The organism is Actinotalea endophytica, assembly GCF_025717005.1.
Classification (GTDB): Bacteria; Actinomycetota; Actinomycetes; order Actinomycetales; family Cellulomonadaceae; genus Actinotalea.
Genome location: NZ_JAOVZU010000001.1, coordinates 202,617 through 225,040, shown reverse-complemented (window position 1 = coordinate 225,040; position 22,424 = coordinate 202,617). Strand labels below are relative to the sequence as shown.

Sequence of the window (22,424 nt, the reverse complement as noted above, 5' to 3'; positions counted from 1 at the left end):
ACCGCCCGGCACACCCGGGCACCACCCGAGAAGGAGACACCATGAGCACCCAGACCGTCGGCGTGGCAGGCATGACCTGCCACCACTGCGTGATGTCCGTGACCGAGGAGATCAGCGAGATCCCCGGTGTCACCGACGTCGCGGTCGAGCTCGTCGCGGGCGGCACCTCGCAGGTGACCGTCACCGCCGACCAGGTGGTCGAGGACGCCGCGATCGCCGCCGCCGTCGCCGAGGCCGGCTACGCGGTGGTCCCGAAGAACTCGCTGCTCTGACCCACCCCGCTCTCCCCGAGGAGGCCGATCCCCGATGACCACGCAGTCCCCGTTGCAGCAGGCGGCCGACGCCGGCCAGGCGCCCGTCGCGGTGCTCGATCTCGCCGTGCAGGGGATGACCTGCGCGTCGTGCGTCGCGCGGGTCGAGCGGAAGATCGGGAAGGTCGCCGGGGCGAGCGCGCAGGTCAACCTCGCGACCGAGTCGGCACGCGTCGAGCTCACCGCGGACCTCGACCCTGCGGAGATCCTCCGCGCGGTCGAGGCCGCGGGGTACTCGGCGACCGTGATGCGGGACTCGCGCGCGACCCAGGCCGACGACGAGGCTGAGGTCGCAGAGGAGCACGACACGTCGGCGCCCGGCGAGGCCCGCGGTGCCGACCTGCGCCGCAGGCTGATCGGCGCCTCGGTGCTCACCGTTCCCGTCGTCGCGCTGTCGATGATCCCGGTGCTGCAGTTCCGCGGCTGGCAGTGGGTCGTCGCCGTGCTCGCGCTGCCCGTGGCCACCTGGGCGGCGTGGCCGTTCCACCGGGCCGCGGCGCGGGCCGCCCGGCACGGCTCGTCCACCATGGACACGCTGGTCTCGCTCGGCGTGATCGCCGCGACCGGCTGGTCGCTGTGGGCACTGCTCTTCGGCGGCGCGGGCGAGGTCGGCATGCAGATGACGCCGACCCTCGTACCTCGGGCTGCCGCCGGGCACGCCACACCCGAGCTGTACTTCGAGACGGCCGCCGTGGTGACCACGTTCCTGCTCGCCGGGCGGTTCCTCGAGCACCGCTCACGGCGACGCGCCGGCGACGCGCTGCGCAGCCTGCTCGCCCTCGGCGCGAGCGAGGCAACCCTGCTGGTGGACGAGCCGGCCGGCGCCGCCACGCGCCGGGTCGAGCGTCAGGTCCCTGCCGCCAGCCTCCGGGTCGGCGACCTGTTCGCGGTCCGTCCCGGCGAGAAGGTCGCCACCGACGGCGTCGTGGTCGAGGGCGACTCGGCGGTCGACACCTCGCTGCTCACCGGTGAGCCGGTGCCGGTGGACGTCGCCCCGGGCGACCCGGTCACCGGCGCGACGATCAACACGGCCGGCTACCTCGTGGTGCGCGCCACCCGGGTCGGCGAGCAGACCACGCTCGCCCGGATCGGGCGGCTCGTCACCCAGGCCCAGACCGGCAAGGCTCCCGTGCAGCGCCTGGCCGACCGGATCTCCGCCGTGTTCGTCCCCGTCGTCATCACACTGTCCGTGCTGACCTTCGGCGTCTGGCTGCTCACCGGGGCGGGCGTGACCGCGGCGTTCACCGCGGGCGTCGCGGTGCTGATCATCGCGTGCCCGTGCGCGCTCGGACTGGCCACGCCGACCGCGCTGCTGGTCGGCACCGGCCGGGGTGCGCAGCTCGGCGTGCTGATCAAGGGCCCGGAGATCCTCGAGCAGACCCGCCGGGTCGACACCGTGGTGCTGGACAAGACCGGCACCGTCACCGAGGGCCGCATGCAGGTGGTCGACGTGCTGCCCGCACCGGGTGAGGACGCCGAGGCCGCGCTCCGGTTCGCCGGCGCGGTCGAGGCCCGGTCGGAGCACCCGATCGCCCGGGCCGTCGCCGACCGCGCCCGCAACACCGTGACCACCGGCGGCGCCCCCGAGCCCGGACGCCCCAGCGGTGCCCGGCAGGCGGGCTCCGGCGAGGCACTCGACGCCGGCGTCGGCGCCGACCAGGTCACCGAGTTCCGCGCCGACGCCGGACGAGGCGTCGTGGGTATCGTGCACACGACGGGCGCCGGCGGCGACGCGAGCCGGCGGGTGCTCGTCGGTCGGCCGACCTGGCTGCGCGAGCAGGACGTCGAGACCACCTCGCTGGACGGCACCGTCGAGCTCGCCGAGCGGGACGGCGGCACCGTGGTCGTGGTCGCCTGGGCCGGGAAGGCCCGTGCCGCGATCGTGCTGCGCGACCCGGTCAAGGAGACCTCCCGTGCCGCGGTCGCCGAGCTGCGCGAGCTCGGGCTGCGCCCCGTCCTGCTCACCGGTGACAACGCACGCGTCGCCCGGACCGTGGCCCAGGAGGTCGGCATCGACGACGTCGTGGCCGAGGTGCTCCCGGAGGACAAGGTCGCCGCCGTGCGCGACCTGCAGTCCGCCGGCGCCGTGGTCGCGATGGTCGGCGACGGCGTCAACGACGCCGCCGCGCTCGCCCAGGCCGACCTCGGGCTGGCCATGGGCACCGGGACCGACGTCGCGATCGAGGCGGCCGACCTCACCCTGGTGCGCGGCGACCTGCGCTCCGCAGGTCAGGCCATCCGGCTGTCCCGCCGCACGCTCACGATCATCAAGCAGAACCTGGTCTGGGCGTTCGGCTACAACGTGGCGGCCATCCCGCTCGCTGCGCTCGGCCTGCTCAACCCGATGATCGCCGGCGCCGCGATGGCGTTCAGCTCGGTGCTCGTCGTGACGAACTCGCTGCGGCTGCGCCGGTTCTCCTGATCCACGGCCCGCGCTGCGCGGGCGCCGACGGGCCGGCTGATCGCCACCCGGCCGCCCACCCCGGTCGATCCATGCCCGTCAGTGGAACCGGCGACCCTCGTCGCGGCGGTACGCATACGCGGTGAGCAGCGCGAACGCGACGGTCCAGCCGAGCAGCACCGGCAGCGCGGTCGCCGGCAGGTCCGCGCCGGTCGCGGCGGACACCACCAGGTCGCGCGCCGCCCGGCTGGGCAGGAACGTCGACAGCGTGTCGAGCCAGCCGGGGAAGGTCTCGGGCGGCAGGAACAGGCCACCCGCGAACGCGAGCGGGAACACCACGACCTGGGCGACCGCGGTCGCCGCCTTGGAGCTCATCAGGTAGCCGATCGTGAGTCCGATCAGCAGGAACGGGATCCCGGCGAGCATCACGAGCAGGACGCTCAGCAGGAACCGGTCGAACGGGATGCTCGCCTCGGTGAGCAGCACGGCGACCAGGATCGGCGGGACCAGGCCGAGCAGCGACCACGTGGTGCCGTTGAGCACCCGGCCGACCATCCTCGGCCAGGGCCCGGCGGGCAGGGTGCGCAGGTACGGGTCGAACGGCTGCGCGCGGTCCTCCGCGACGCCGATCCCGTAGGTGAACACCGAGGTGGACATCACCGCGAACACCGCCAGCTGGGCGGTCGCCGCGGCCGCGGCGAGCGGGTCGCCGGCCACGGCCCGCTGCGGCACCACGAAGAACAGCAGGGCGAGCGCCGGGAAGAGCATCGTGCCGAGCACGGCCATCGGGACGCGCACGGTCTCCAGGAACCCGTACCGGTAGTGCACGAGCGCGAGCCGCGGGAACGCGACGGTCGACACCGGCCGCGTGAGGGTGGTGGTCATGCTGCCTCCTTGCGGGTCAGGGCGAGGAACGCCTCCTCGAGCGTGGCGGTGCGCACCTCGAGGTCCCGGAACGGGATCTCGGCGCCGACCAGCGAGCGCACCACGAGGTCCGCGTCCGGGGTCATCAGCACGTGCCGGCCCGACGGCTCGACCTGGTGCTGCACGACTCCGCCGAGCCCGGCGAGGCGAGCGGCGTGGCCCGCGCCGAGCTCGAGCGTCACGCGACGCATCGCGACCCGGCCGAGGATCTCCTCCAGCGGCGCGTCGGCGAGCACGTGCCCGTGGTCGACCACGACGACCCGCTCGGCGAGCGCCTGGATCTCCTCCAGGTAGTGGCTCGTGACGACGACCGTCGCGCCGGACGCGTGGAACGAGCGCAGCGCGTCCCACAGCACGTGCCGGGCGTCGACGTCGAGCCCGGTGGTCGGCTCGTCGAGCACCACGAGGTCGGGGCGGCCGACCACCGCGAGCGCGACCGCCAGGCGTCGCTTCTGCCCGCCGGACATCCCGCCGGTCTGCCGCCGAGCAAGGTCGGTCAGGCCGAACGTGTCGAGCAGGTCCGCGGTCGGGACCGGGTCCGGGTAGTGCCGGCCGACGAAGTCGACCACCTCGGCGACCCGGAGCGACGGCGGCAGGCCGGTCTCCTGCGGCGTCGAGCCGAGACGCACCCGTGCGGCTGCGGTGCGCGGGTCGCTGCCGAACACGCGCACCGTGCCCGCGTCAGGCTGGCGCAGCCCCTCGACGAGGGAGAGCAGCGTGGTCTTGCCGGCGCCGTTCGGGCCGAGCAGCCCGACCATCTCGCCCGGTCGGACGGCCAGCGAGACGTCGTCCAGCGCGACCGTCTCGCCGAACCGGCGGGTGACGTGCTCGACGGAGATCGGCAGGTCGTGGGTGGTCATCGCTCCTCCTCGGAGACGGTGGTCGGTGGGGTCAGCAGTGCCTGCAGGGCCGCGAGGTAGTCCTCGAAGGCCCGACGGCCGGCGCGCGTGACGCTCACGGTGGTGGTCGGGACACGACCGGCGTGCCCCTTGGCGACGTCGACGTATCCCGCGTCCTCGAGCTTGCGCAGGTGCGTCGAGAGGTTCCCGGCCGTCGCGTCCAGCAGCTTCTGCAGGCGCGGGAAGGTCAGGCGGTCACCCTCGGGCATCGCCGCGAGGGTCGTCATGATCCGCAGTCGTGCCTGGCTGTGGATCACCGGGTCGAGGTCGGCGCTCACGAGAGCCGGCCCGGGTCGTGCGGTCGGGAGGGCCGGCGTCCGCTCCGCCTGATCCGGGCCACGACGGCGGCGACGAGCATGCCGCCACCGCCGGCCAACGACATCACGAGCAGCAGGTTCGGCGGGCCGACGAAGGCCGCCGCCACGGTGGACACGCAGATCCAGGCGCCGACGACGAACTGCTCCCGGCTGTGCCACGCCGCCCCACCGGCCATGTAGAGACCGCCGACCAGCAGCGCGGGGACGATCGATCCCACCGTGAGGCTCACGTCGGGCGACGCGTCGAGCCGGCCGAGCGCGCCCATCAGCGCTCCGTCGCCCACGAAGACGCCCACCCACGCCCAGCCGTACATCGCGCTCTGCTTCGCGGACGGCCCGACGATGCCCGCCGTCCGGCGCACGGTGTGCACCGTCGTCACGACAGCCGCGATCACGAGCAGCGCGGCGAAGATCGCGCCCGAGGCCCAGAAGGGCAGCGCGATCCGGTGGGTGTAGGCCGCCCACATCCCGGCCAGGCCGACCATCCAGGCCAGGCCCCAGGCGCCGAAGACCAACCAGGCGGCGAACTCGGTGTCCGCCGCGGTGCGAGCCCGCTGGGCGTCGATGAGCGCGGCGAGGGCGACGGGGTCCGGTGGCAGGTCGTCGGGGTCCCCCGGGGTTCGCTCGTCGACCATCGTGTCCTCCGGATGAGCCTGGCAAACAAGTTTGCGCCGCAAAGTTGTTTGAGCCTGACACGTGATCGGGGTCACGTCAAGACCGGAGCCGTGACGAAGAGTTAACCGGGCCGACCTCAAACCGGAGCCTGCGATGCCGACCATTCCAGACATCCCATGAAGGAGGTGATCCGGATGATCACGGCTTTCGACACCGAGATGCTGCTGGAGCTCGACTTCGAGGCGACCCTGCCGTGCGAGCACCGCGGACACGCCTCGCGCCACGCCGAGGAGCCGGCCCGCTGGGTCGTCACGACCGCCTGCGGGCACTGCGAGCGCGGCGGCCACTACCTGCTGTGCGAGTCGGGTCGGCTGCGGATGCGCTGGCCGGCCACGCTCGGCTGCGTATGGTGCGGCGCCATGGGCCACTGGGAGGACTTCGTGGTGTCCTGCGTCCCGATCCCCGAGGCCCAGGCGGCCTGAGACGCCGGCGGCCCGGCCGGGGCGGACGACCGCACGGACCGACCCCGGCCGGCCGAACCACGTCCCGGCCGACCTCGATCCCGTCCAGCGCACACCCAGCGGACGTCCAGGTTCGCACCGTACGGTGGCCCGGTGACCGCCACTGACGCCGTCGTGACCGAGGTCGCGCCGCCGGGGTCCCGCGAGCGCCGTCGCCTCACCGCCGAGATCTGGATCGTCCTCGGGCTGTCGCTCGGCCAGGCGGCGGTCTACGCGATCGTCCGGCTGATCGACCGCCTGACCAGGGTCGAGGCGCTCGGCGACCAGACCGCGACGATCAACCCCACCCAGTCGCCCCGCCCATGGCTGGACCTGACGTACCAGCTCCTCGGGATCGGCTTCGGGCTGATGCCGGTGATCCTCGCGCTGTTCCTGCTGTCCGCGCCGCGCGGGCTGCGGGACGCGCTCCGGCGGATCGGGCTCGACGCGACCCGCCCGCTCCGTGACCTGCTCGCCGGTGCCGGGCTCGCCGCGGCGATCGGCATCCCGGGCCTCGCGGTCTACGCGATCGGCCGGGCGCTCGGGCTCAGCGTGCACATCGCCGCGTCCGGGCTGACCGACTACTGGTGGACCATCCCGGTGCTGGTGCTCTCGGCGATCTACAACGCGCTCCTCGAAGAGGTGGTCGTGGTCGCCTGGCTGCTCGACCGGCTGCACCGGATCGGCTGGGCGACACCCGTGGCGGTCGCCACCAGCTCGCTGCTCCGCGGTGCGTACCACCTCTACCAGGGACCGGCGATGGCGGTGGGCAACGTCCTCATGGGCGTCGTCTTCAGCCTCGTCTACCTGCGATGGCGACGCGTCATGCCGCTCGTCGTCGCCCACACGCTGCTCGACGTCGTCTCGTTCGTGGGCTACGCACTCATCCCCGCGAGCCTCCTCGCGAGCCTGGGGCTGGCGTGAGCGGCACCCGTGCGGGTCTAGCGGAGCCCGAAACCGTGCGGGCACACTGAGCCCACCCGTCATCCGAGGTGTCCGATGCCCCCAGACGCCCTTGCGCCACGAGTGTCGGGCGTCGCCGCTGTCGCCGTCGCCCTGGCCGCCGGCGTCACGGCGTTGCCCGTGTACGTCTGGCTGGCGGGTCGAGACCTGGTCACCGGGCCACCCTGGCTCCTCGCCCTGCTGACCCCGCTGATCGTCCTCGCCGGCCTCACGCCGGCACAGCGCTGGCTCGGCTCGGGGCGGCTGGACAACCGCCCGGTGCTGCGGCTCGCCGTCGCGTTCACGCTGTTCGCGGCGTACACCTGGACCGCCGGGTGGAGCCTCGTGCTCCCGGCCACCGCGATCCTGGTCGCCGTCGTGCACATCCAGCGGTCGGGCTGCTGGGTGTGGGTACCCTCCGTCGCACTGCTCGCGGGCACGACGCTGCTCGGCCAGCTCGGTGTCGCGGCCGGCGTGGTCGCCACCGTGGTGCCGCCCGCGGCCAGCCACGTGGCCGCGGCGGCGATCTTCATCATCGCGGCGGGCGGCGTGGTCACCGTCGGCCTCACTGCCGCCGAGCGGGAGCGCGTCGAGGCGGAGCTGGCCCGCAGCGACGCCCGGCTGCGCGCGCTCATGGAGTCCTCCTCGGACGTGATCACCGTGTCCGACGCCACGCTCACCCTCAGCTACGTCAGCCCCGCCGCGGAGCGCGCGACCGGCCGAAGCCCCCGCGAGCTGATCGGCACGGACCTGCTCGACCTGGTCGACCCCGAGCACCGCGCGCGGGTCGCGGCCGAGCTCCAGCGGGTCATCTCCGGCGGCGCCGGGACGCGCGGTGCGATCGACGTCCTCGTCGCGCTCGCGAGCCAGGAACGCCGCTGGTACGAGTGGAGCGTCCACAACCTGCTCGGCGACCCACTGGTCGAGGGACTCGTGATCGAGCAGCGCGACGTCACCGAGCGGCTGCAGCACCAGGAGGCGCTCGCCCACGCCGCGTCGCACGACGACCTCACCGGCCTGCCGAACCGCTCCGGGCTGCTCGAGCGGCTCGCCGACGACCTCGACCGGGCCGTTCCGGGCGCGGGGGTCGCCGTGCTCTTCCTGGACCTCGACCGGTTCAAGGACGTCAACGACACCCACGGCCACGCCGCGGGTGACGCCGTGCTCGTCGCACTGTCCCGCCGGCTGCGTGCCGCCCTGCGGCCGCACGACCACCTCGCCCGGATCAGCGGCGACGAGTTCTGCGCGATCCTCACGGAGGTCCGCGACCAGGACGAGGTGGACCGGGTCGCGACCCGCCTCTCCGAGGCGTGCGACAAGCCCATCGGCCTCGACGGCGGCCGCCGGGTCGACGTCGGGGTGAGCATCGGCGTCGCGTTGGCCTTCGGGCCCACGGCGCCCGAGCCGCTGTTCGCGCGGGCCGACGACGACATGTACCGGGTCAAGCGCCGCAGGCGCAGACGCGGCGTCGGCCCGGTCGCGCAGTTCGGCGGCGGGTCGCTCATCTCGCTCGAGGGTCGGCCCCGCGACGTCCACCACGACGTGCACAGCCACCTGCGCGGACGCCCCGGCGGGCACGGGTCGGACGGCGACGAGGACGACGGTCCCGACGCCGAGGGAGACCTCACCGCCCGGGGACCCGGCCCGGCCTAGACTCGCCGTCATGCCCGGACCCTGGCGCCCAGCTCAGCCGGGGCCGTCAGGACGTGCCCAGGCCGACCACGGGGTGCGGATCGTCGACACGCCGACCGCCCGCGTGCACCATCCGGCCGACCTGGTCGCCGTCGTGATCTCCGCCGTCGCGATCGCCGTGGTCTGCATCCTCGCCGCGTACGCGCAGGGCACCACGACGGGCGTCACGGAGGACGTCCAGGGCTTCGCCTCGCTGGTCCGCCGGCTGGTGTTCCTGCCGGTGGCGGTGCTCGAGGGCCTGATCACGCTCGTCGTACCGGTGGCGGTGCTGTTCGAGCTGCTGGCCCGCCGGCTGCTCCGGCACGCCGCCGAGGCGGTGCTCGCCGCCGTGCTCGGTATGGTCGCGAGCGTCGTGGCGACCTGGCTGATCACCCGGTTCGGCATCCCGAGCCTGCAGTCCGCGTTCTCGGTGTTCCGTGGCGGCGAGGGCACCGTGACGATCTTCCCGCTGCTGGTCGGGATGACCGCGCTGCTCACCGTCGCCGGGCCACGCAGCCGGCGCCGCTCGGTCGCCTGGTCGTGGAACGCGGTGTGGCTGGGCCTCGGCGTGGCGCTGGTGACCGGGCTGCTCACCCTGCCCGGTGCCCTCGTCACGCCGCTGCTCGGCCGGATGGTCGGCAGCGGCGTGCGGTACGCGTCGGGCGTGCAGTCCGAGCGCGCCTACGGCCGGTCGCTCGTGGACGGCGTCCGACGGGCCGGGTTCGACCCGCGGGCGCTGATCCGGGTCCGTGGCGTCACCGCCGACAGCCCGGAGGGCGACGACTCCCTCGCCACCGACCTCGCCTCGGTCGCGCTGGCCCGGCACTCGGACCAGCGCGTCTACGCGATGGTCGACGCGAGCGGCGTGCGACGCGACGTGCTGTGCCTCGACGGCGACCGCCAGGTGATCGGCGTGCTCGCGCGCTGGTGGCGGTCCCTGCGGCTGCGCGGCATCGACGGCCGCACGGTCGTGTCGCTCCGGCAGGTCGCCGAGCGCGTCGCGCTGCTCAGCTACGCCGCCGCGTCCTCCGGCGTCCGCACACCGCGGCTGCTGTCCATGGCCGAGGCCGACGACTCGATGCTGCTGGTCTTCGAGCACGTGACCGGGGCGGTGCCGATCCGCGACGCGGACCCGGCCGACGTCGACGACGACACGCTCGACGCCGCGTGGGAACAGCTGCGGCTGGCCCACCAGGCCGGGCTCGCGCACCGAGCCCTGACCTCGGACGCCGTGCTGCTCGACGGCACCCCGGGCGCGCGCGGTGTGCTGCTCACCGGGTGGGAGAGCGGCGATGTCGCCTCCTCCGAGCTCGCACGGCGGATGGACATCAGCCAGCTGCTCGCGGTCCTCGCGCTGCGGGTCGGTGCCGAGCGCGCGGTCGCGTCCGCGGGTCGCGTGCTCACCGAGGACCTCGCGTCGATCGGCCCGCTGCTGCAGACGATCGCCCTGCCGCGCGCGACCCGCGAGGAGGTGCGTGCCCAGCGGGGTCTGCTCGGCGAGGTGCGCGAGGCGCTCCTGGAGCTCCTGCCCGAGGCGGACGTCGAGCCCGAGCGACTCACCCGGTTCGGCGTGCGCACGGTGCTCACCGTCGTCCTCAGCGTCGGCGCCGGTGTGCTGGTCGTCACCACGATCAACATCGACCAGATCCGGGTCGCGCTCGGCGAGTCCGAGCCGTGGTGGGCCGCAGCGACCTTCGCGCTCGGCATGGTGACGTTCCTCGGCGCCGCGATCGCGCTCGCCGCGTTCTCGCCGATCCGGCTGCCGCTGTGGCGCACGACGATGGTGCAGCTCGCCGCGGCGTTCGTCTCGCTGGTCGCGCCGGCCGGGGTCGGGCCGGCAGCGCTCAACCTGCGGATGCTGACCCGCCGCGGCGTCTCCAACGCACTCGCGGTCGCCTCGGTGGGCCTCGTACAGCTCTCGCAGTTCCTCACCACGATCGGCGTGCTCGTGGTGCTGTCGCTGATCAGCGGGTCGAGCCGGGCCCTGCGCCTGCCGTCGAGCACCGTGCTGATCGTCGTCGCGCTGGTCGCGGCCGCGATCGGCGTCGCGTTGCTGGTCCCGCAGGTCCGCCGCTGGGCGGTCGAGCGGCTGCTGCCGATCTGGCGGCAGACCTGGCCGCGCCTGGTCCGGCTGCTGTCCCAGCCCCGCCGGTTCGCGGTGGCCGCGCTCGGCAACCTGATCGTGACCGTCAGCTACCTCGGGGCGTTCTGGGCGTCGCTGGCCGCGTTCGGCCAGGACCTGTCGCTGATCGACCTCGCGCTGATCTACCTGGTCGGGAACGCGGCCGGCGCGATCGTGCCGACCCCCGGCGGTCTGGGCACCGTCGAGGCGGCGCTCATCACGGGGTTGTCCACCGCGGGCATCCCGGTCGCGATCGCGACGTCGGTCGTGGTGCTCTTCCGAGGCCTGACCTTCTGGGCCCGGATCCCGTTCGGCTGGCTCGCGATGCGGCGTCTGCAGCGCACCGGCGAGCTCTGAGCCGCCCGCCCGCGCGGGACCTGCGGGACCCACCTAGCCTCGACCGGGTGACGAGCATCCTCTGGCTGCGCCGCGACCTGCGCCTGCGCGACCATCCGGCGCTCGGCGCTGCGGTCGAGGCGGCCGTCGACGACACCGTGGTCCCGGTGTTCGTGCTCGACCCCGGGCTGCTCGAGGCGGCCGGGCCGGCGCGGGTCGGCGCGCTCCGCGAGGCGCTGGCCGGGGTGGCCGACGCCGTCGACGGCGCGCTCGTGGTGCGCCGCGGCCGTCCCGAGGACGTGCTGCCGACCCTGGTGCGCGAGGCTCGAGCCGGTTCGGTGCACGTGTCGGCCGAGACCACGCCGTACGGGAGGCGACGCGACGAGCGGGTCGGCCGCGCACTGGCCGACCTGGACGTGCCGCTGGTCGCGACCGGCAGCCCCTACGCGGTGACCCCGGGGCGGGTGCGCACCCGAACCGACGAGCCCTACAAGGTGTTCACGCCGTTCTCGAAGGCCTGGCGCGAGCACGGCTGGCGGCGGCCGGCCCAGGTCCCGGCCGCGCTGCGCTGGCACCGGGGCCCGGACTCCGACGGCCTGCCCGCGACGCCCGACGGCGCACCCACCGGGCAGCCGGCCGTCACCGAGCAGGCCGCGCTGGAGCGCTGGCACGCCTTCCTCGAGGACGGCCTCGAGCACTACGGCGAGCGCCGTGACCGGCCCGATCTCGACGGCACCTCTCAGCTCTCCGTGCACCTCAAGTACGGCACGCTGCACCCGCGCACGCTGCTCGCCGACGTCGCGGCGCACCCCGCCGGCCGCACCGACGGCGCACGGACCTTCGTCACCGAGCTCGCGTGGCGGGAGTTCTACGCCGACGTGCTGTTCCACGCACCCGCATCGGCGTGGCGCGACTGGCGGGACGACCTGCGCTTCCACTACGACGACCCGGCCACCGACCCGGACGCCGCGGCGGCGCTCGACGCGTGGCAGCAGGGTCGGACCGGGTACCCGTTCGTCGACGCCGGCATGCGCCAGCTGCTCGCGACCGGCTGGATGCACAACCGGGTCCGGATGGTCACGGCGAGCTTCCTGGTCAAGGACCTGCACCAGTGGTGGGTGCACGGCGCCCGGCACTTCCTCGCCCACCTGCGCGACGGCGACGTGGCGTCGAACAACCACGGGTGGCAGTGGGTCGCCGGGACCGGGACGGACGCCGCACCGTACTTCCGGGTCTTCAACCCGGTGACCCAGGGCGCGCGGTTCGACCCCGACGGCGACTACGTCCGCCGCTGGGTGCCCGAGCTGCGGCACCTCGCGGGCGCGGCCGCCCACGAGCCGTGGCGAGCGGCCGACGGCTACGCCCACGGCTACCCGGAGCGCATCGTCGAGCACGGCGCCGAGCGCGAGGAGGCGCTGGCGCGCTACGCGGCCGCGAAGGGCTGAGCACGCAGCGGCGTGCCCGTCCCGGCGGTCGGACCCGACGCGAGGGCGCCGGCGGGTCAGGCTCAGCGCCGGGGCGTCAGCCGGGCGGAGTCAGCGCGGGGGCGTCAGCCGGGCGGAGTCAGTGCGGGGACGAGACGCACCGTGGTCGTGCCCGTCCAGAAGTCGCCCTCGTCGTCGGCCTGGTCGTCGAGGTCACGAGTCGCGACGAGGACGAAGCCCTGCGTCTCGAACGTGCCCGGGACCGTCGCGATCACCGACGAGGCCAGTGCGTCGTCGTCGGCGTCGCGAGCAACAGCGGGGTCCGGGTCGAGAACCTCGGCACCCGTCGCCGCGACGGCCGCTCGGAGGTCCGGGAGTGCCTGTGCCGGTCCGAGCTCGGTGCGCCAGCATCGAGCGGCCCCGGCCTGTGCGCCGTCCGGGCACTCGACGGCCCGGTACCCGACAGGCAGCTCGACCGCGTCCATCGCCGCGGTCGCACGTGCCTCGTCCTGCTCCCAGGAGCGTCCGGCCTGCCACTGGTGCCAGGCGTCCCGCGCGGGTTCCAGCGCCAGCGCCCCGATGGCGATCGCGACCGCCCCGAGGATCGAGACCACGAGAACGGGACTGCGCACGTCTGATCATCGGCGCGCGCGCAGGTCGACCTGAGCGCTACGACGCAACCGTCCCGGGCGCGTCCGCACCGCGCAGGATCGACGACATCTTCTTGCCGCGCGCGACCTCGTCGACCAGCTTGTCCATGTACCTGATCTGCTGCATCAGCGGGTCCTCGATCTCCTCGACGCGCAGCCCGCAGATGACGCCCGTGATGAGCGTGGCGTTCGGGTTCATCGCCGGCGCCTTCGCGAAGAAGGTCTCGAGGTCGATCTCCGCCTCGATCGCGCGGTGCAGATCCGCCGTGTCGTACCCCGTGAGCCAGGTGATGACCCGGTCCACGTCCGCACGGCCGCGGCCTTTCCGCTCCACCTTGGCCACGTAGAGCGGGTAGATGCCGGCGAAGCTCGTCCCGAAGATCCGGTGTCGCGTCACGGTCCGCCTCCCAGGACGGGTGCCCGGGCTCGTCAGTGGACGGGCCCGGCGCCGGTCCAGATCCGGTCGAGGTAGTCCCGCATCGAGCGGTCCGACGAGAAGAACCCGGTGCGGGCGACGTTGAGGATCGCCGAGCGCGTCCACTTCGCCTCGTCCGCGTAGGCCTCCTCGACCCGCTCCTGCGCCTCGATGTACGCCTGGTAGTCGGCCAGGACCAGGAACCGGTCCTGGTAGAGCAGGTTCGAGACGATCGGCTCGAAGGCGTGCCGGTCGCCGCCGGAGAACGCACCCGACGCGATCAGGTCCAACGCCCGCCGCAGCGACTCGTTGGCCTCGTAGTACGCCGCGGGCCGGTAGCCCTTCTCGGTGAGCTCGGTGACCTCCGGCTCGGTGAGCCCGAACAGGAAGAAGTTGTCGTCGCCGACCAGCTCGCGGATCTCCACGTTCGCGCCGTCGTCGGTGCCGATCGTCAGCGCACCGTTGAGCGCGAACTTCATGTTCCCCGTGCCGGACGCCTCCTTGCCGGCGAGCGAGATCTGCTCGGACAGGTCGGCCGCCGGGATCAGGGTCTCGGCCAGGGTCACGTTGTAGTTCGCCGGGAACAGCACCTTGAGCCGACCGGCCACCACCGGGTCGTTGTTCACGGTCGCCGCGACCGAGTTGATCAGCCAGATGATGTCCTTGGCCATCCGGTAGCCCGGCGCGGCCTTGGCGCCGAAGACCACGGTCCGCGGTGCGAGCTCCTCGATCGGCAGCTCGCCGGAGATCACCCGGTCGTACAGCGTGACGACGTGCAGCAGCTTGAGCATCTGACGCTTGTACTCGTGCAGCCGCTTGACCATGACGTCGAGCATCGAGTCGGGGTCCACCGCGAGCCCGTCGCGCTTCTCCAGCACACCGGCCAGGCGGAGCTTGTTGCGCCGCTTGACGTCCCGGAACCGGCGGGTGAACTCGGCGTCCTCCACGAACGGCTCGAGCTCGCGCAGCCGGTCGAGGTCGGTCACCCAGCCGCCGCCGATCGCGTCGGTGATCAGCCGGGACAGCGCCGGGTTCGCGAGCCGCAGGAAGCGCCGCGGGGTCACGCCGTTGGTGACGTTGGTGAACTTCGCCGGCCAGAGCCCGGCGAAGTCGTCGAGCACCTTGTCGCGCAGCAGCTGCGAGTGCAGGGCCGCGACGCCGTTGACCTTCGCACCGGCCACAGTGGCGAGGTAGGCCATGCGCACCGCACGCTCGGGGTGCTCGGCGATGATCGACATCTTGCGGGCCTTGAGCTCGTCCCGCGGGTAGGTCGCGCGGACCTCGGCGAGGAACTCGTCGTTGATCCGGTAGATGATCTCCAGGTGCCGGGGCAGCAGCCGGCCCAGCAGCTCGACCGGCCAGACCTCGAGCGCCTCCGGCAGCAGCGTGTGACAGGTGTAGGCGAAGCACTGCCGGGTGACGTCCCAGGCCTCGTCCCAGCCGAAGCCCTTCTCGTCCACCAGGATGCGCATCAGCTCGGGGACCGCGATCACCGGGTGGGTGTCGTTGAGCTGGAAGATGACCCGCTCGGGCAGGCGGTGCAGGTCGAAGTCGGCCCGCAGCACCTGGTCGATGAAGTTCCGGATCGACGCCGCGACGAAGAAGTACTGCTGCTGCAGGCGCAGCTCCTTGCCCTGCGGGGTGGAGTCCTCGGGGTACAGGACCTTGGAGATGTTCTCCGCGAAGGTCTGGGCCCGCACCGCGTCGGCGTAGTGCCCGGAGTTGAAGATCTGCAGGTCGAACGCGCGGGTCGCACGGGCGCTCCACAGGCGCAGCGTGTTGACCCGGCCGTTGTGGTACCCGGGAACCATGTAGTTGTACGGCACCGCCAGGACGCTCCAGGCGGGCGTCCACTCGCCGCGGACCTCGCCGTCGGCGCCGGTGACGGGCTCGACCTGGCCGCCGAAGCCCACCGTCACGGCGGCCTCGGGGTGCGGGAACTCCCACGGCGAGCCGAGCTCGAGCCAGGTGTCCGGCTTCTCGACCTGGTGCCCGTCGACGAAGGTCTGGCGGAAGATGCCGTACTCGTAGCGGATGCCGTAGCCCACGGAGGGCACCGACATGGTCGCGAGCGAGTCGATGAAGCACGCGGCGAGGCGGCCGAGGCCGCCGTTGCCGAGGCCCGGCTCGATCTCGTCGTCGCGCAGCTCGCCGAGGTCGATGTCGAGGCCGCGCAGCGCCTCCTCGGCGATCTCCTCGAGCCCGGTGCACAGCAGCGCGTTGTCGAGCTGCCGGCCGAGCAGGAACTCCGCCGAGAGGTAGGCCACGGACTTCGCCTGGGCCTCGCGCTGACGGTGGGAGGTCTCCAGCCAGCGGGACATGAGGTACTGCCGCACGGTCCGGGCGAGGGCGAGGTACTGGTCGTTCACCGACGAGGCGGCGAGCTCGACGCCCTGGCCGAAGTTCAGCTCGCGGAGGAACGCACGGGTGAAGGCATCCACCGTGAGATCCGGCGTGGGGGTAGGCACGATCATCTCGGTCACGGCGCAACGGTAGCCCCCTGCGCAAATGCTTGCGAGGCTTGAAAGAAGTTGCATGTGTGGGGTGTGGGAAACGACACACCCGGATGTGTGAACGCACACACCACCAGCGCTGGCCCAACGTCGTCGCAGCAGCGCGGGCTCAGAGTAGCCGCGGATCACCCTTCCGCGCCACGCGTTCACCCGATCAGGGCTGCTCAGCGGCCCGACGGCCCGCTTGTCCGGGACGTTGGCCCCGTCGTCGTCGGGGTCCTGTTCGAGGTCCCAGGGACCTTCGCCCACTGATCCGCGTTGCCCGGCCTCCTACCGTCACAAACAGCGCCTGTGACCGATCTCTCGTCGGTTCGCCGTCGCTGCACCATCGAGGGAACGAGGTGTCAGAGGTGTCCAAGAAGGTCGTGGTGGTCGGCGGCGTGGCCGGCGGGATGTCCGTCGCGGCGCGCGTGCGCCGGCTCGACGAGCAGGCCGAGATCGTCGTGTTCGAGCGCGGCCGGCACGTCTCGTTCTCCAACTGCGCACTGCCGTTCCACCTCTCCGGGATGATCCCGCGGGCCGAACAGCTCGTCCTGATGACCCCCGAGCTGCTGCGCAAGCGGCACGCGATCGACGCCCGGGTGCGCCACGAGGTCGTGGACATCGACCGAGCCGCCCGCACGGTCACCGTGCACAACCTCGACTCCGACGAGACGTTCGAGGAGGAGTACGACGTCCTGGTGCTCTCGCCGGGCGCCGTGCCGATCCGCCCCGACATCCCGGGGGCCACCGCCGAGCACGTGTTCACCGTGCGCGACGTCACGGACATCGACCACATCAAGCGCCACGTCGACCAGCCGCACGTCACCGACGTCGTGGTGGTGGGCGGCGGCTACATCGGCCTCGAGATGGCCGAGAACCTCAAGCACGCGGGCAAGAACGTCACCGTGGTCGAGATGCGCGACCAGGTCCTGACCCGCCTGGACGAGGACATCGTCCAGCTGCTGCACCACGAGCTGCTCGACCAGGGCGTGCGCCTCGTGCTCAACGACGCACTCACCAAGATCGGTGAAGCCGGCGTGACCGTCGCCTCCGGCACCACCGTCCCGGCCCAGGCCGTGATCCTGGCGATCGGGGTCCGCCCCGAGACCACGCTCGCGCAGCAGGTCGGGCTGAAGATCGGCGACACCGGCGCGATCTGGGTCGACCGGCACTACCGGACCAGCGACTCGGCCATCTACGCGGTGGGCGACGCGATCGAGGTCTTCAACCAGCTGACCCACAAGCCCAGCCGGCTGGCGATGGCCGGCCCCGCCCAGCGCCAGGCGCGGGCCGCGGCCGACCACATCTACGGCGTCTCGCAGCGCCAGACCGGGGTGATCGGCTCCAGCGTCGTCCGGGTGTTCTCGCTCACCGCGGCGTCCACCGGCCTCAACGAGGCCGAGTGCATCCAGGAGCACATGTCCTACGACAAGGCCTACGTGATCGGCCAGGACAAGGTGAACCTGATGCCGGACTCCAAGCCGATGCACCTGAAGCTGCTGTTCGAGGTGCCGACCGGCCGGATCCTCGGCGCCCAGGCCGTCGGCGTCGGCAACGTGGAGAAGCGGATCGACGTCATCGCCACGCTGATCATGATGGGCGGGACGCTCGAGGACATGCGTGACCTCGAGCTGTGCTACTCGCCGCTGTACTCCACCGCCAAGGACGTGGTGAACAACGCGGCGCTGGTCGCCCTGAACGTGCTCAACCAGGAGGTCCACCAGGTCACCGTGGGCGACCTGCGGCGGCTGATCGTCGAGGAGGACGCGTTCGTCATCGACGTGCGCGAGCCGGTCGAGTGGGAGCGCGGCCACATCAAGGGCGCGGTCAACATCCCGATGAGCCAGTTCCGCGACCGCCTCGACGAGATCCCGAAGGATCGACCGGTCTACTGCCACTGCCGGATCGGCCAACGCTCCTACAACGTGGTGCGCGCGCTGAACCAGCTCGGCTTCCCGAACGCGGTCAACATCGGCGGCTCGTACCTCGGGTTCTCCCACCACGAGTACTTCCACGACGTCGCGGACGACCGGGAGTCGCTGGTCACGGAGTACAACTTCCGCTGACCAGCGGGGCCCACCGCCCGTCGACTCAGCACGACCTGGCGCACGACGACGTGCGCGGGACCGCGTCCCGACGCGCCGCGCAGGGGGCGGAGCGCCGGTTCGGTCCGAGCCGATCGGGTGTCCGAGACCTCACCCCCACGAGGTCTCGGCGCCCGGATCGGTGGGCGTGGAGCGTGAGCGGTGCGTGCGTGCGTGCGCGGTGCGGGCGGCGCATGCGGCGAGTGCGGCGCGGCCTGCAGGAACGTCAGCGGCGCCCACCGCGGGGGGCCACCTCGAGGTGCACGGTCACCGTGTCGCCGAGCTCCAGGTGCTCGGCGGCCCGCACCGCATCCTTGATCGGCACGACATACCCGCCCTCCCTCGGCCACAGGGACGTGGTCCAGCGGGTGCGCCCGACCCTGAGCTCGACCGGGATCATCCCCCAGCCGTAGGTGACGTCCCGTGCGATCGCCGCGATCTCCGCGGCCTGCGGCTCCGGGACCGTGACGAAGTGGAACGGCGCCGGGCCGCGCCAGTGCCAGATCTCGCCGGTGACGTCCACGCGCCCAGCATGCGGGGCAGGCCCCGATCGCACCACCGTGGCCGGCGTGGCGATCACACCGCAACATCACCCTGGGGGTGCCAGATCGCCCGCCGGGTTGAGCGGTACGGTCGGCGGACGCGGCGCCGAACCCGGCGCGACCGAGCGCGAGGGGAACCATGGCGGACGAGCGCGAGCCTCAGACCGGCGACAGCGAGGCCCCACAGCCCTGGACGACACCGGGCACGCCCCCGCCGCCGGTTCCCGCGCCCGGCTACCCGCAGCCCTACGGCCAGTCGCCGTACGCCGCGCAGCCGGCGGAGGCGCCCGGCTACCCACCGCAGGCCGGCCCGCCCGGCTACCCGCCGCCCTACCAGCAGCCCGGGGAGCAGTCGCCGTACACCCAAACCGGCTACCTGCCCGCCCAGGGCGGGGTGCCCGGCCCCGGCGGCGTGCCCGCGCCGGGCGGCCCGGCGCCGAGGTCCAACCCGGGCATGACGCTCGGCGTCGTCAGCATCGCCCTGGCCGCCTTCATGCTGTGGATCGTCGGGATCCCGCTCGCGATCTGGTCCCTGGTCCGCTCCGGCAAGGCCGACGCCTCGCGTGTGATCGGGTTCGCCGCCCTCGCCGCCAACCTGCTCATGGTCCTGGTGAGCGTCGCGACCCTCGCGGTGCTCCTCCCGCTGATCAACGCCGCCCGGGACGAGGCCGCTGCCCCCATCCCGACGGTCAGCGTCGAGCCCACCCCCGCGGAACCGAGCCCGACCGAGTCGTCGGCCGACGCGTCACCGACCGAGTCCGGCTCACCGACGTCGGACGCGGCCGAGGTCATCGGCCTCGACGAGGCGTACACCGTGGGTGGCTCGGGCGACGCCTTCTGGTCGATCCCCGGATCGGTGTCCGGCTGGGACCTGACCACGTTCGACGACCAGGGCGTCAACGAGTTCACCCGCGCCGACGGCGAGGCGTACTTCACCACCTTCCAGGGCGTCGACCCGGCCTACGCCGGGCTGTCCGATCTCGACGGCTCCTACCAGGTTGTCGGTGACGTCATCGGGCTCTCGGCCGACGAGATCGCTGCCGACGCGACCACCACGACCCTGCCGCAGACGTCCGGCGACCGAGCGGTCGAGCTCGTGGTCTTCGAGTGGACGAGCGACACCCACGACGGGATCACGGCGGGCCGCGTGTTCGACGACGGGCACTACCTCGCGCTGAGCTACTACACGCCGACCGAGTCCTTCGACTACGCCGAGTGGGACGCGTTCATCGCACAGATCGCGATCGACGACAGCGGCAGCTAGCCCGCCGCGGGCCACTGCCCCCGAGGCGCCTCACGCATCGGTGTCGAGGAGAAGGCTCTGCTCGACCCACCCGGCGAGGTCGCCGGTGGTCACGCCCGCGCGGTCGAACAGGTCGCTGAGCCCCGACCCGTTCTGCAGCGCACTCAGGACGGCGTCGGTCCCGGTCCCGAGCAGGTCCGCGATCGAGCTCAAGGTGTCCTGCTGCGCCGCGGTCATGCCGGCGCCGAACACCCCGCTGGAGCCCTCGGGCGGCGGCCCGACCGGCCGCCCGAGCCCCGCCTGGTCGACCAGGGACTCGGTCAGCTCGGTGAGGTTGCCGAGGCCCTGCATGTCCTGCGGGGCGGCTGCGACCAAGGCGGCCACGAGATCGTCGCGGGACACGCCCTGCTCCTGCGCGAGGTCCGCGAGGCTCGCACCGTCCTGCAGCGCCTCGACCACCTCGTCGGTCGAGAGCCCGAGCGCATCGGCCGCGGCCTCGAGGTGCGGCGGGACGCCAGAACCGTCCCGCGGAGGAGGCGGAGGCTGGATCGCAGCGGTCGACGTACTGGTGCCGGTCCGCCCGATGCTCGTCACGCCCGAGCCCGCCCACACCTGACCGACCGACGCGATCCCGCTGATCTCCATGTCCGTCCCCTCAACCGGGCGACCTGCTGCCGCCGTCAGGGACCGGATCGGCGGGCCGGAGGGAGTGCGAAGGCGGACTCCCGCATTGACAGGGAGCTCACAGGCGGGGCGAGTCAGCCGCAGGTGTCGCAGATGCCCGTGGCGGGGAGCGCGGTGAAGCAGGTCGGGCAGATCCGCGGGGGCTGGTCCGCCGTGGCGGTGCGGGCCCGCGCGGAGCGAGGGGCAGCCGGGCTCGCGGTGCGGGCGCGGGCGGGGCGGGCGGCCCGGACCGGCTCGACCCGGCGGGCGCTCGCCGGCTCGGTCACCTCGAAGCCGCGCTTGCGCAGGATGACGACGGCGTCCTGCATCCCGCCGTGGAACTCGTCCACGGTCGCGAGACGGCCGGTCGCGTACCTGTGCGCGACGGCCAGGAGCGCCCGCGGGTCGTACCCGCGGCCTTCGCTGACCAGCGCGTACCCGGCGACCGGTTCGAAGCCGTACACCTCGAGGAACTGCTCACCACCCCGGTCGTCGTACTCCGCGATCGCGGCGAGGACATGCTGACGCTGGACGGAGGAGAAGGTGGCCACCCAGGCAGCGTACGTCCCTCGGGAGGGTGCCTCGGCCCACGTGCGGGGCGCCCGCGAGCGGTACGGTGCGGCCGTGCCGCCGACCTTCCACCACACCCGGCTCCGCGACGCCGACCCCGAGCTGCTGTACCGCGTGCTGAGGCTCCGGGTACAGGTGTTCGTGGTCGAGCAGGAGTGCGCCTACGAGGATCTCGACGGCCGTGACCTCGAGCCCGGCACCGAGCTGCACTGGGTGGCCGACGACGATGATCCGACCCGCGTGCTCGCGACGCTGCGCGTCCTGCGCGACCCCGACGGCGCGATGCGGATCGGTCGGGTGGTCACCGATCCGGCGGCGCGATCGCTCGGCGTCGCGTCGACCCTGATGGCCCGCGCCGTCGAGCGGTGCGCCGAGCTCTCGCCGACCGCGGACGTCGTGCTCGACGCCCAGGCACACCTGGCCGACTGGTACGCGCGCTTCGGGTTCGTCGTGGACGGACCTGGGTTCCTCGAGGACGGCATCCCGCACGTTCCGATGCGGCGCAGCGCCTCGTCCGGGACGGTCCGATGAGCGCCGGGAACGACCCCTCGGTCCGTGCGGGCCACGCCATGTCGTTCGGCCGCGCGGCCGACGCGTACGAACGGGGCCGACCGGGGTACCCCGACGCCGTCGTGGACTGGCTCCTCGAGCCCGGGCCACGCACCGTCCTCGACCTGGGTGCGGGCACCGGCAAGCTCACCCGGGCACTCGTCGGTCGCGTCGACCAGGTGCTCGCGGTCGACCCGTCGGGCGTGATGCTCGACGGGCTCCGCACGGCCGTTCCCGGGGTCGATGCGCGCCAGGGTGCTGCCGAGGCGATCCCACTGCCGGACGCCAGCGTGGACGCCGTGCTGGTCGCCCAGGCCTGGCACTGGGTCGACACGGCGCGTGCCGTCCCCGAGGTCAAGCGGGTGCTCCGGGACGGCGGGTACCTGGGCCTGGTGTGGAACGTCCGCGACGAGTCCGTGGCCTGGGTCGGTCGCCTCACCGAGATCATCCACGGCTCCGTCGCCGAGCGTTACGCCCACGACGAGACGATCGCGTCGGAGCTCGGTCCGGCCGAGGCCTTCGAGCACCGCTGGACGATGCCCTTCGACCGCCAGGGTCTGCTGGACCTCGTCGCGTCGCGCAGCTACGTCATCTCCGCGCCCGGCGAGATCCGGGCGGAGATCCTGGCGCAGGTCGACGACCTGCTCACCGTGGAGCCAGCGTTCGCCGGGCCTCCGCCGTGGCAGCTGCCGTACGTGACCCGGGCGTGGCGGATCCGGTTCGACTGACTCCTCGGCCGCATCGCCGCGGG

Annotated in this window: 21 protein-coding genes; 11 read left to right on the top strand and 10 right to left on the bottom strand. The window is 73.0% G+C overall.

Features of this window, described 5'->3' with window-relative positions; genetic code table 11:
• Positions 1–41 precede the first annotated feature (41 nt).
• Positions 42–272 carry a heavy-metal-associated domain-containing protein gene (locus OEB99_RS01085; RefSeq protein ID WP_263507767.1) on the top strand — a complete coding sequence of 77 codons (231 nt, stop codon included), beginning with the start codon at positions 42–44 and terminating at the stop codon, positions 270–272.
• Positions 273–306: 34 nt separating this feature from the next.
• On the top strand, positions 307–2,733 hold the full coding sequence (locus OEB99_RS01080; protein ID WP_263507766.1) for a heavy metal translocating P-type ATPase: 2,427 nt from the start codon (positions 307–309) through the stop codon (positions 2,731–2,733).
• Positions 2,734–2,811: 78 nt separating this feature from the next.
• On the opposite strand, the gene OEB99_RS01075 is transcribed toward OEB99_RS01080, so the two are convergent.
• The 4 genes from OEB99_RS01075 to OEB99_RS01060 are packed head-to-tail and all read right to left on the bottom strand — an operon-like array spanning position 2,812 to position 5,487.
• On the bottom strand, positions 2,812–3,597 hold the full coding sequence (locus OEB99_RS01075; RefSeq protein WP_263507765.1) for an ABC transporter permease: 786 nt from the start codon (positions 3,595–3,597) through the stop codon (positions 2,812–2,814).
• A complete protein-coding gene (locus OEB99_RS01070) occupies positions 3,594–4,496 on the bottom strand; it encodes an ABC transporter ATP-binding protein (RefSeq protein ID WP_263507764.1) in 903 nt (300 codons plus the stop codon). The genes OEB99_RS01075 and OEB99_RS01070 overlap by 4 nt, the downstream gene beginning before the upstream one ends.
• A complete protein-coding gene (locus OEB99_RS01065) occupies positions 4,493–4,813 on the bottom strand; it encodes a winged helix-turn-helix domain-containing protein (RefSeq protein WP_263507763.1) in 321 nt (106 codons plus the stop codon). The genes OEB99_RS01070 and OEB99_RS01065 overlap by 4 nt, the downstream gene beginning before the upstream one ends.
• Complete coding sequence (locus OEB99_RS01060; RefSeq protein ID WP_263507762.1) at positions 4,810–5,487, bottom strand: hypothetical protein; 678 nt, start codon at positions 5,485–5,487, stop codon at positions 4,810–4,812. Before OEB99_RS01060 ends, OEB99_RS01065 begins: the two co-directional genes overlap by 4 nt.
• 174 nt (positions 5,488–5,661) lie before the next feature.
• Here OEB99_RS01060 and OEB99_RS01055 point away from each other — a divergent pair, with 174 nt between their 5' ends.
• From OEB99_RS01055 to OEB99_RS01035, 5 genes are all read left to right on the top strand, one after another.
• On the top strand, positions 5,662–5,949 hold the full coding sequence (locus tag OEB99_RS01055) for a hypothetical protein (protein ID WP_263507761.1): 288 nt from the start codon (positions 5,662–5,664) through the stop codon (positions 5,947–5,949).
• 132 nt (positions 5,950–6,081) lie between these two features.
• The gene (locus tag OEB99_RS01050) at positions 6,082–6,891 is read left to right on the top strand and encodes a CPBP family intramembrane glutamic endopeptidase (RefSeq protein WP_263507760.1); all 810 of its coding nucleotides are present in this window, start codon (positions 6,082–6,084) and stop codon (positions 6,889–6,891) included.
• A 75-nt stretch (positions 6,892–6,966) separates the two neighbouring features.
• A complete protein-coding gene (locus OEB99_RS01045) occupies positions 6,967–8,562 on the top strand; it encodes a sensor domain-containing diguanylate cyclase (RefSeq protein ID WP_263507759.1) in 1,596 nt (531 codons plus the stop codon).
• A 10-nt stretch (positions 8,563–8,572) separates the two neighbouring features.
• Positions 8,573–11,059 (top strand): lysylphosphatidylglycerol synthase transmembrane domain-containing protein, encoded by a 2,487-nt coding sequence (locus OEB99_RS01040; protein ID WP_263507757.1) that lies wholly within the window; start codon positions 8,573–8,575, stop codon positions 11,057–11,059.
• A 47-nt stretch (positions 11,060–11,106) separates the two neighbouring features.
• Complete coding sequence (locus OEB99_RS01035) at positions 11,107–12,483, top strand: cryptochrome/photolyase family protein (protein ID WP_263507755.1); 1,377 nt, start codon at positions 11,107–11,109, stop codon at positions 12,481–12,483.
• A 104-nt stretch (positions 12,484–12,587) separates the two neighbouring features.
• On the opposite strand, the gene OEB99_RS01030 is transcribed toward OEB99_RS01035, so the two are convergent.
• Genes OEB99_RS01030 through OEB99_RS01020 form a run of 3 tightly spaced genes read right to left on the bottom strand, consistent with a single transcriptional unit; the run spans position 12,588 to position 16,001 of the window.
• Positions 12,588–13,094, bottom strand: a complete 507-nt coding sequence (locus OEB99_RS01030; RefSeq protein ID WP_263507754.1) for a hypothetical protein — start codon at positions 13,092–13,094, stop codon at positions 12,588–12,590.
• A gap of 37 nt (positions 13,095–13,131) precedes the next feature.
• Entirely contained in the window at positions 13,132–13,509 is a 378-nt protein-coding gene (locus OEB99_RS01025; protein WP_263507753.1) for a DUF2200 domain-containing protein, read from the bottom strand.
• Between the two features lie 32 nt (positions 13,510–13,541).
• A complete protein-coding gene (locus OEB99_RS01020) occupies positions 13,542–16,001 on the bottom strand; it encodes a glycogen/starch/alpha-glucan phosphorylase (RefSeq protein WP_263508267.1) in 2,460 nt (819 codons plus the stop codon).
• 389 nt (positions 16,002–16,390) lie between these two features.
• On the opposite strand from OEB99_RS01020, the gene OEB99_RS01015 reads away from it, so the two are divergent.
• Positions 16,391–18,088 carry an FAD-dependent oxidoreductase gene (locus OEB99_RS01015; RefSeq protein WP_263507752.1) on the top strand — a complete coding sequence of 566 codons (1,698 nt, stop codon included), beginning with the start codon at positions 16,391–16,393 and terminating at the stop codon, positions 18,086–18,088.
• A 244-nt stretch (positions 18,089–18,332) separates the two neighbouring features.
• Here OEB99_RS01015 and OEB99_RS01010 read toward each other — a convergent pair whose 3' ends face one another.
• Complete coding sequence (locus tag OEB99_RS01010) at positions 18,333–18,629, bottom strand: DUF1905 domain-containing protein (protein ID WP_263507750.1); 297 nt, start codon at positions 18,627–18,629, stop codon at positions 18,333–18,335.
• A gap of 158 nt (positions 18,630–18,787) precedes the next feature.
• Here OEB99_RS01010 and OEB99_RS01005 point away from each other — a divergent pair, with 158 nt between their 5' ends.
• Entirely contained in the window at positions 18,788–19,912 is a 1,125-nt protein-coding gene (locus OEB99_RS01005) for a hypothetical protein (RefSeq protein ID WP_263507748.1), read from the top strand.
• Between the two features lie 30 nt (positions 19,913–19,942).
• Here the strand turns inward: OEB99_RS01005 and OEB99_RS01000 are convergent, their stop codons facing one another.
• Together OEB99_RS01000 and OEB99_RS00995 are read right to left on the bottom strand one after the other, a co-directional pair.
• On the bottom strand, positions 19,943–20,536 hold the full coding sequence (locus tag OEB99_RS01000; RefSeq protein WP_263507747.1) for a hypothetical protein: 594 nt from the start codon (positions 20,534–20,536) through the stop codon (positions 19,943–19,945).
• A gap of 113 nt (positions 20,537–20,649) precedes the next feature.
• Entirely contained in the window at positions 20,650–21,105 is a 456-nt protein-coding gene (locus OEB99_RS00995) for a ScoMcrA-related endonuclease (RefSeq protein WP_263507745.1), read from the bottom strand.
• Between OEB99_RS00995 and OEB99_RS00990 the strand changes: the two genes are divergently transcribed.
• Together OEB99_RS00990 and OEB99_RS00985 are read left to right on the top strand one after the other, a co-directional pair.
• Positions 21,098–21,655 (top strand): GNAT family N-acetyltransferase, encoded by a 558-nt coding sequence (locus OEB99_RS00990; RefSeq protein WP_263507744.1) that lies wholly within the window; start codon positions 21,098–21,100, stop codon positions 21,653–21,655. The genes OEB99_RS00995 and OEB99_RS00990 overlap by 8 nt on opposite strands.
• Positions 21,652–22,401: a class I SAM-dependent methyltransferase gene (locus tag OEB99_RS00985; RefSeq protein WP_263507743.1), complete on the top strand. Its 750-nt coding sequence runs from the start codon at positions 21,652–21,654 to the stop codon at positions 22,399–22,401. Before OEB99_RS00990 ends, OEB99_RS00985 begins: the two co-directional genes overlap by 4 nt.
• The last annotated feature ends 23 nt before the right edge of the window (positions 22,402–22,424 follow it).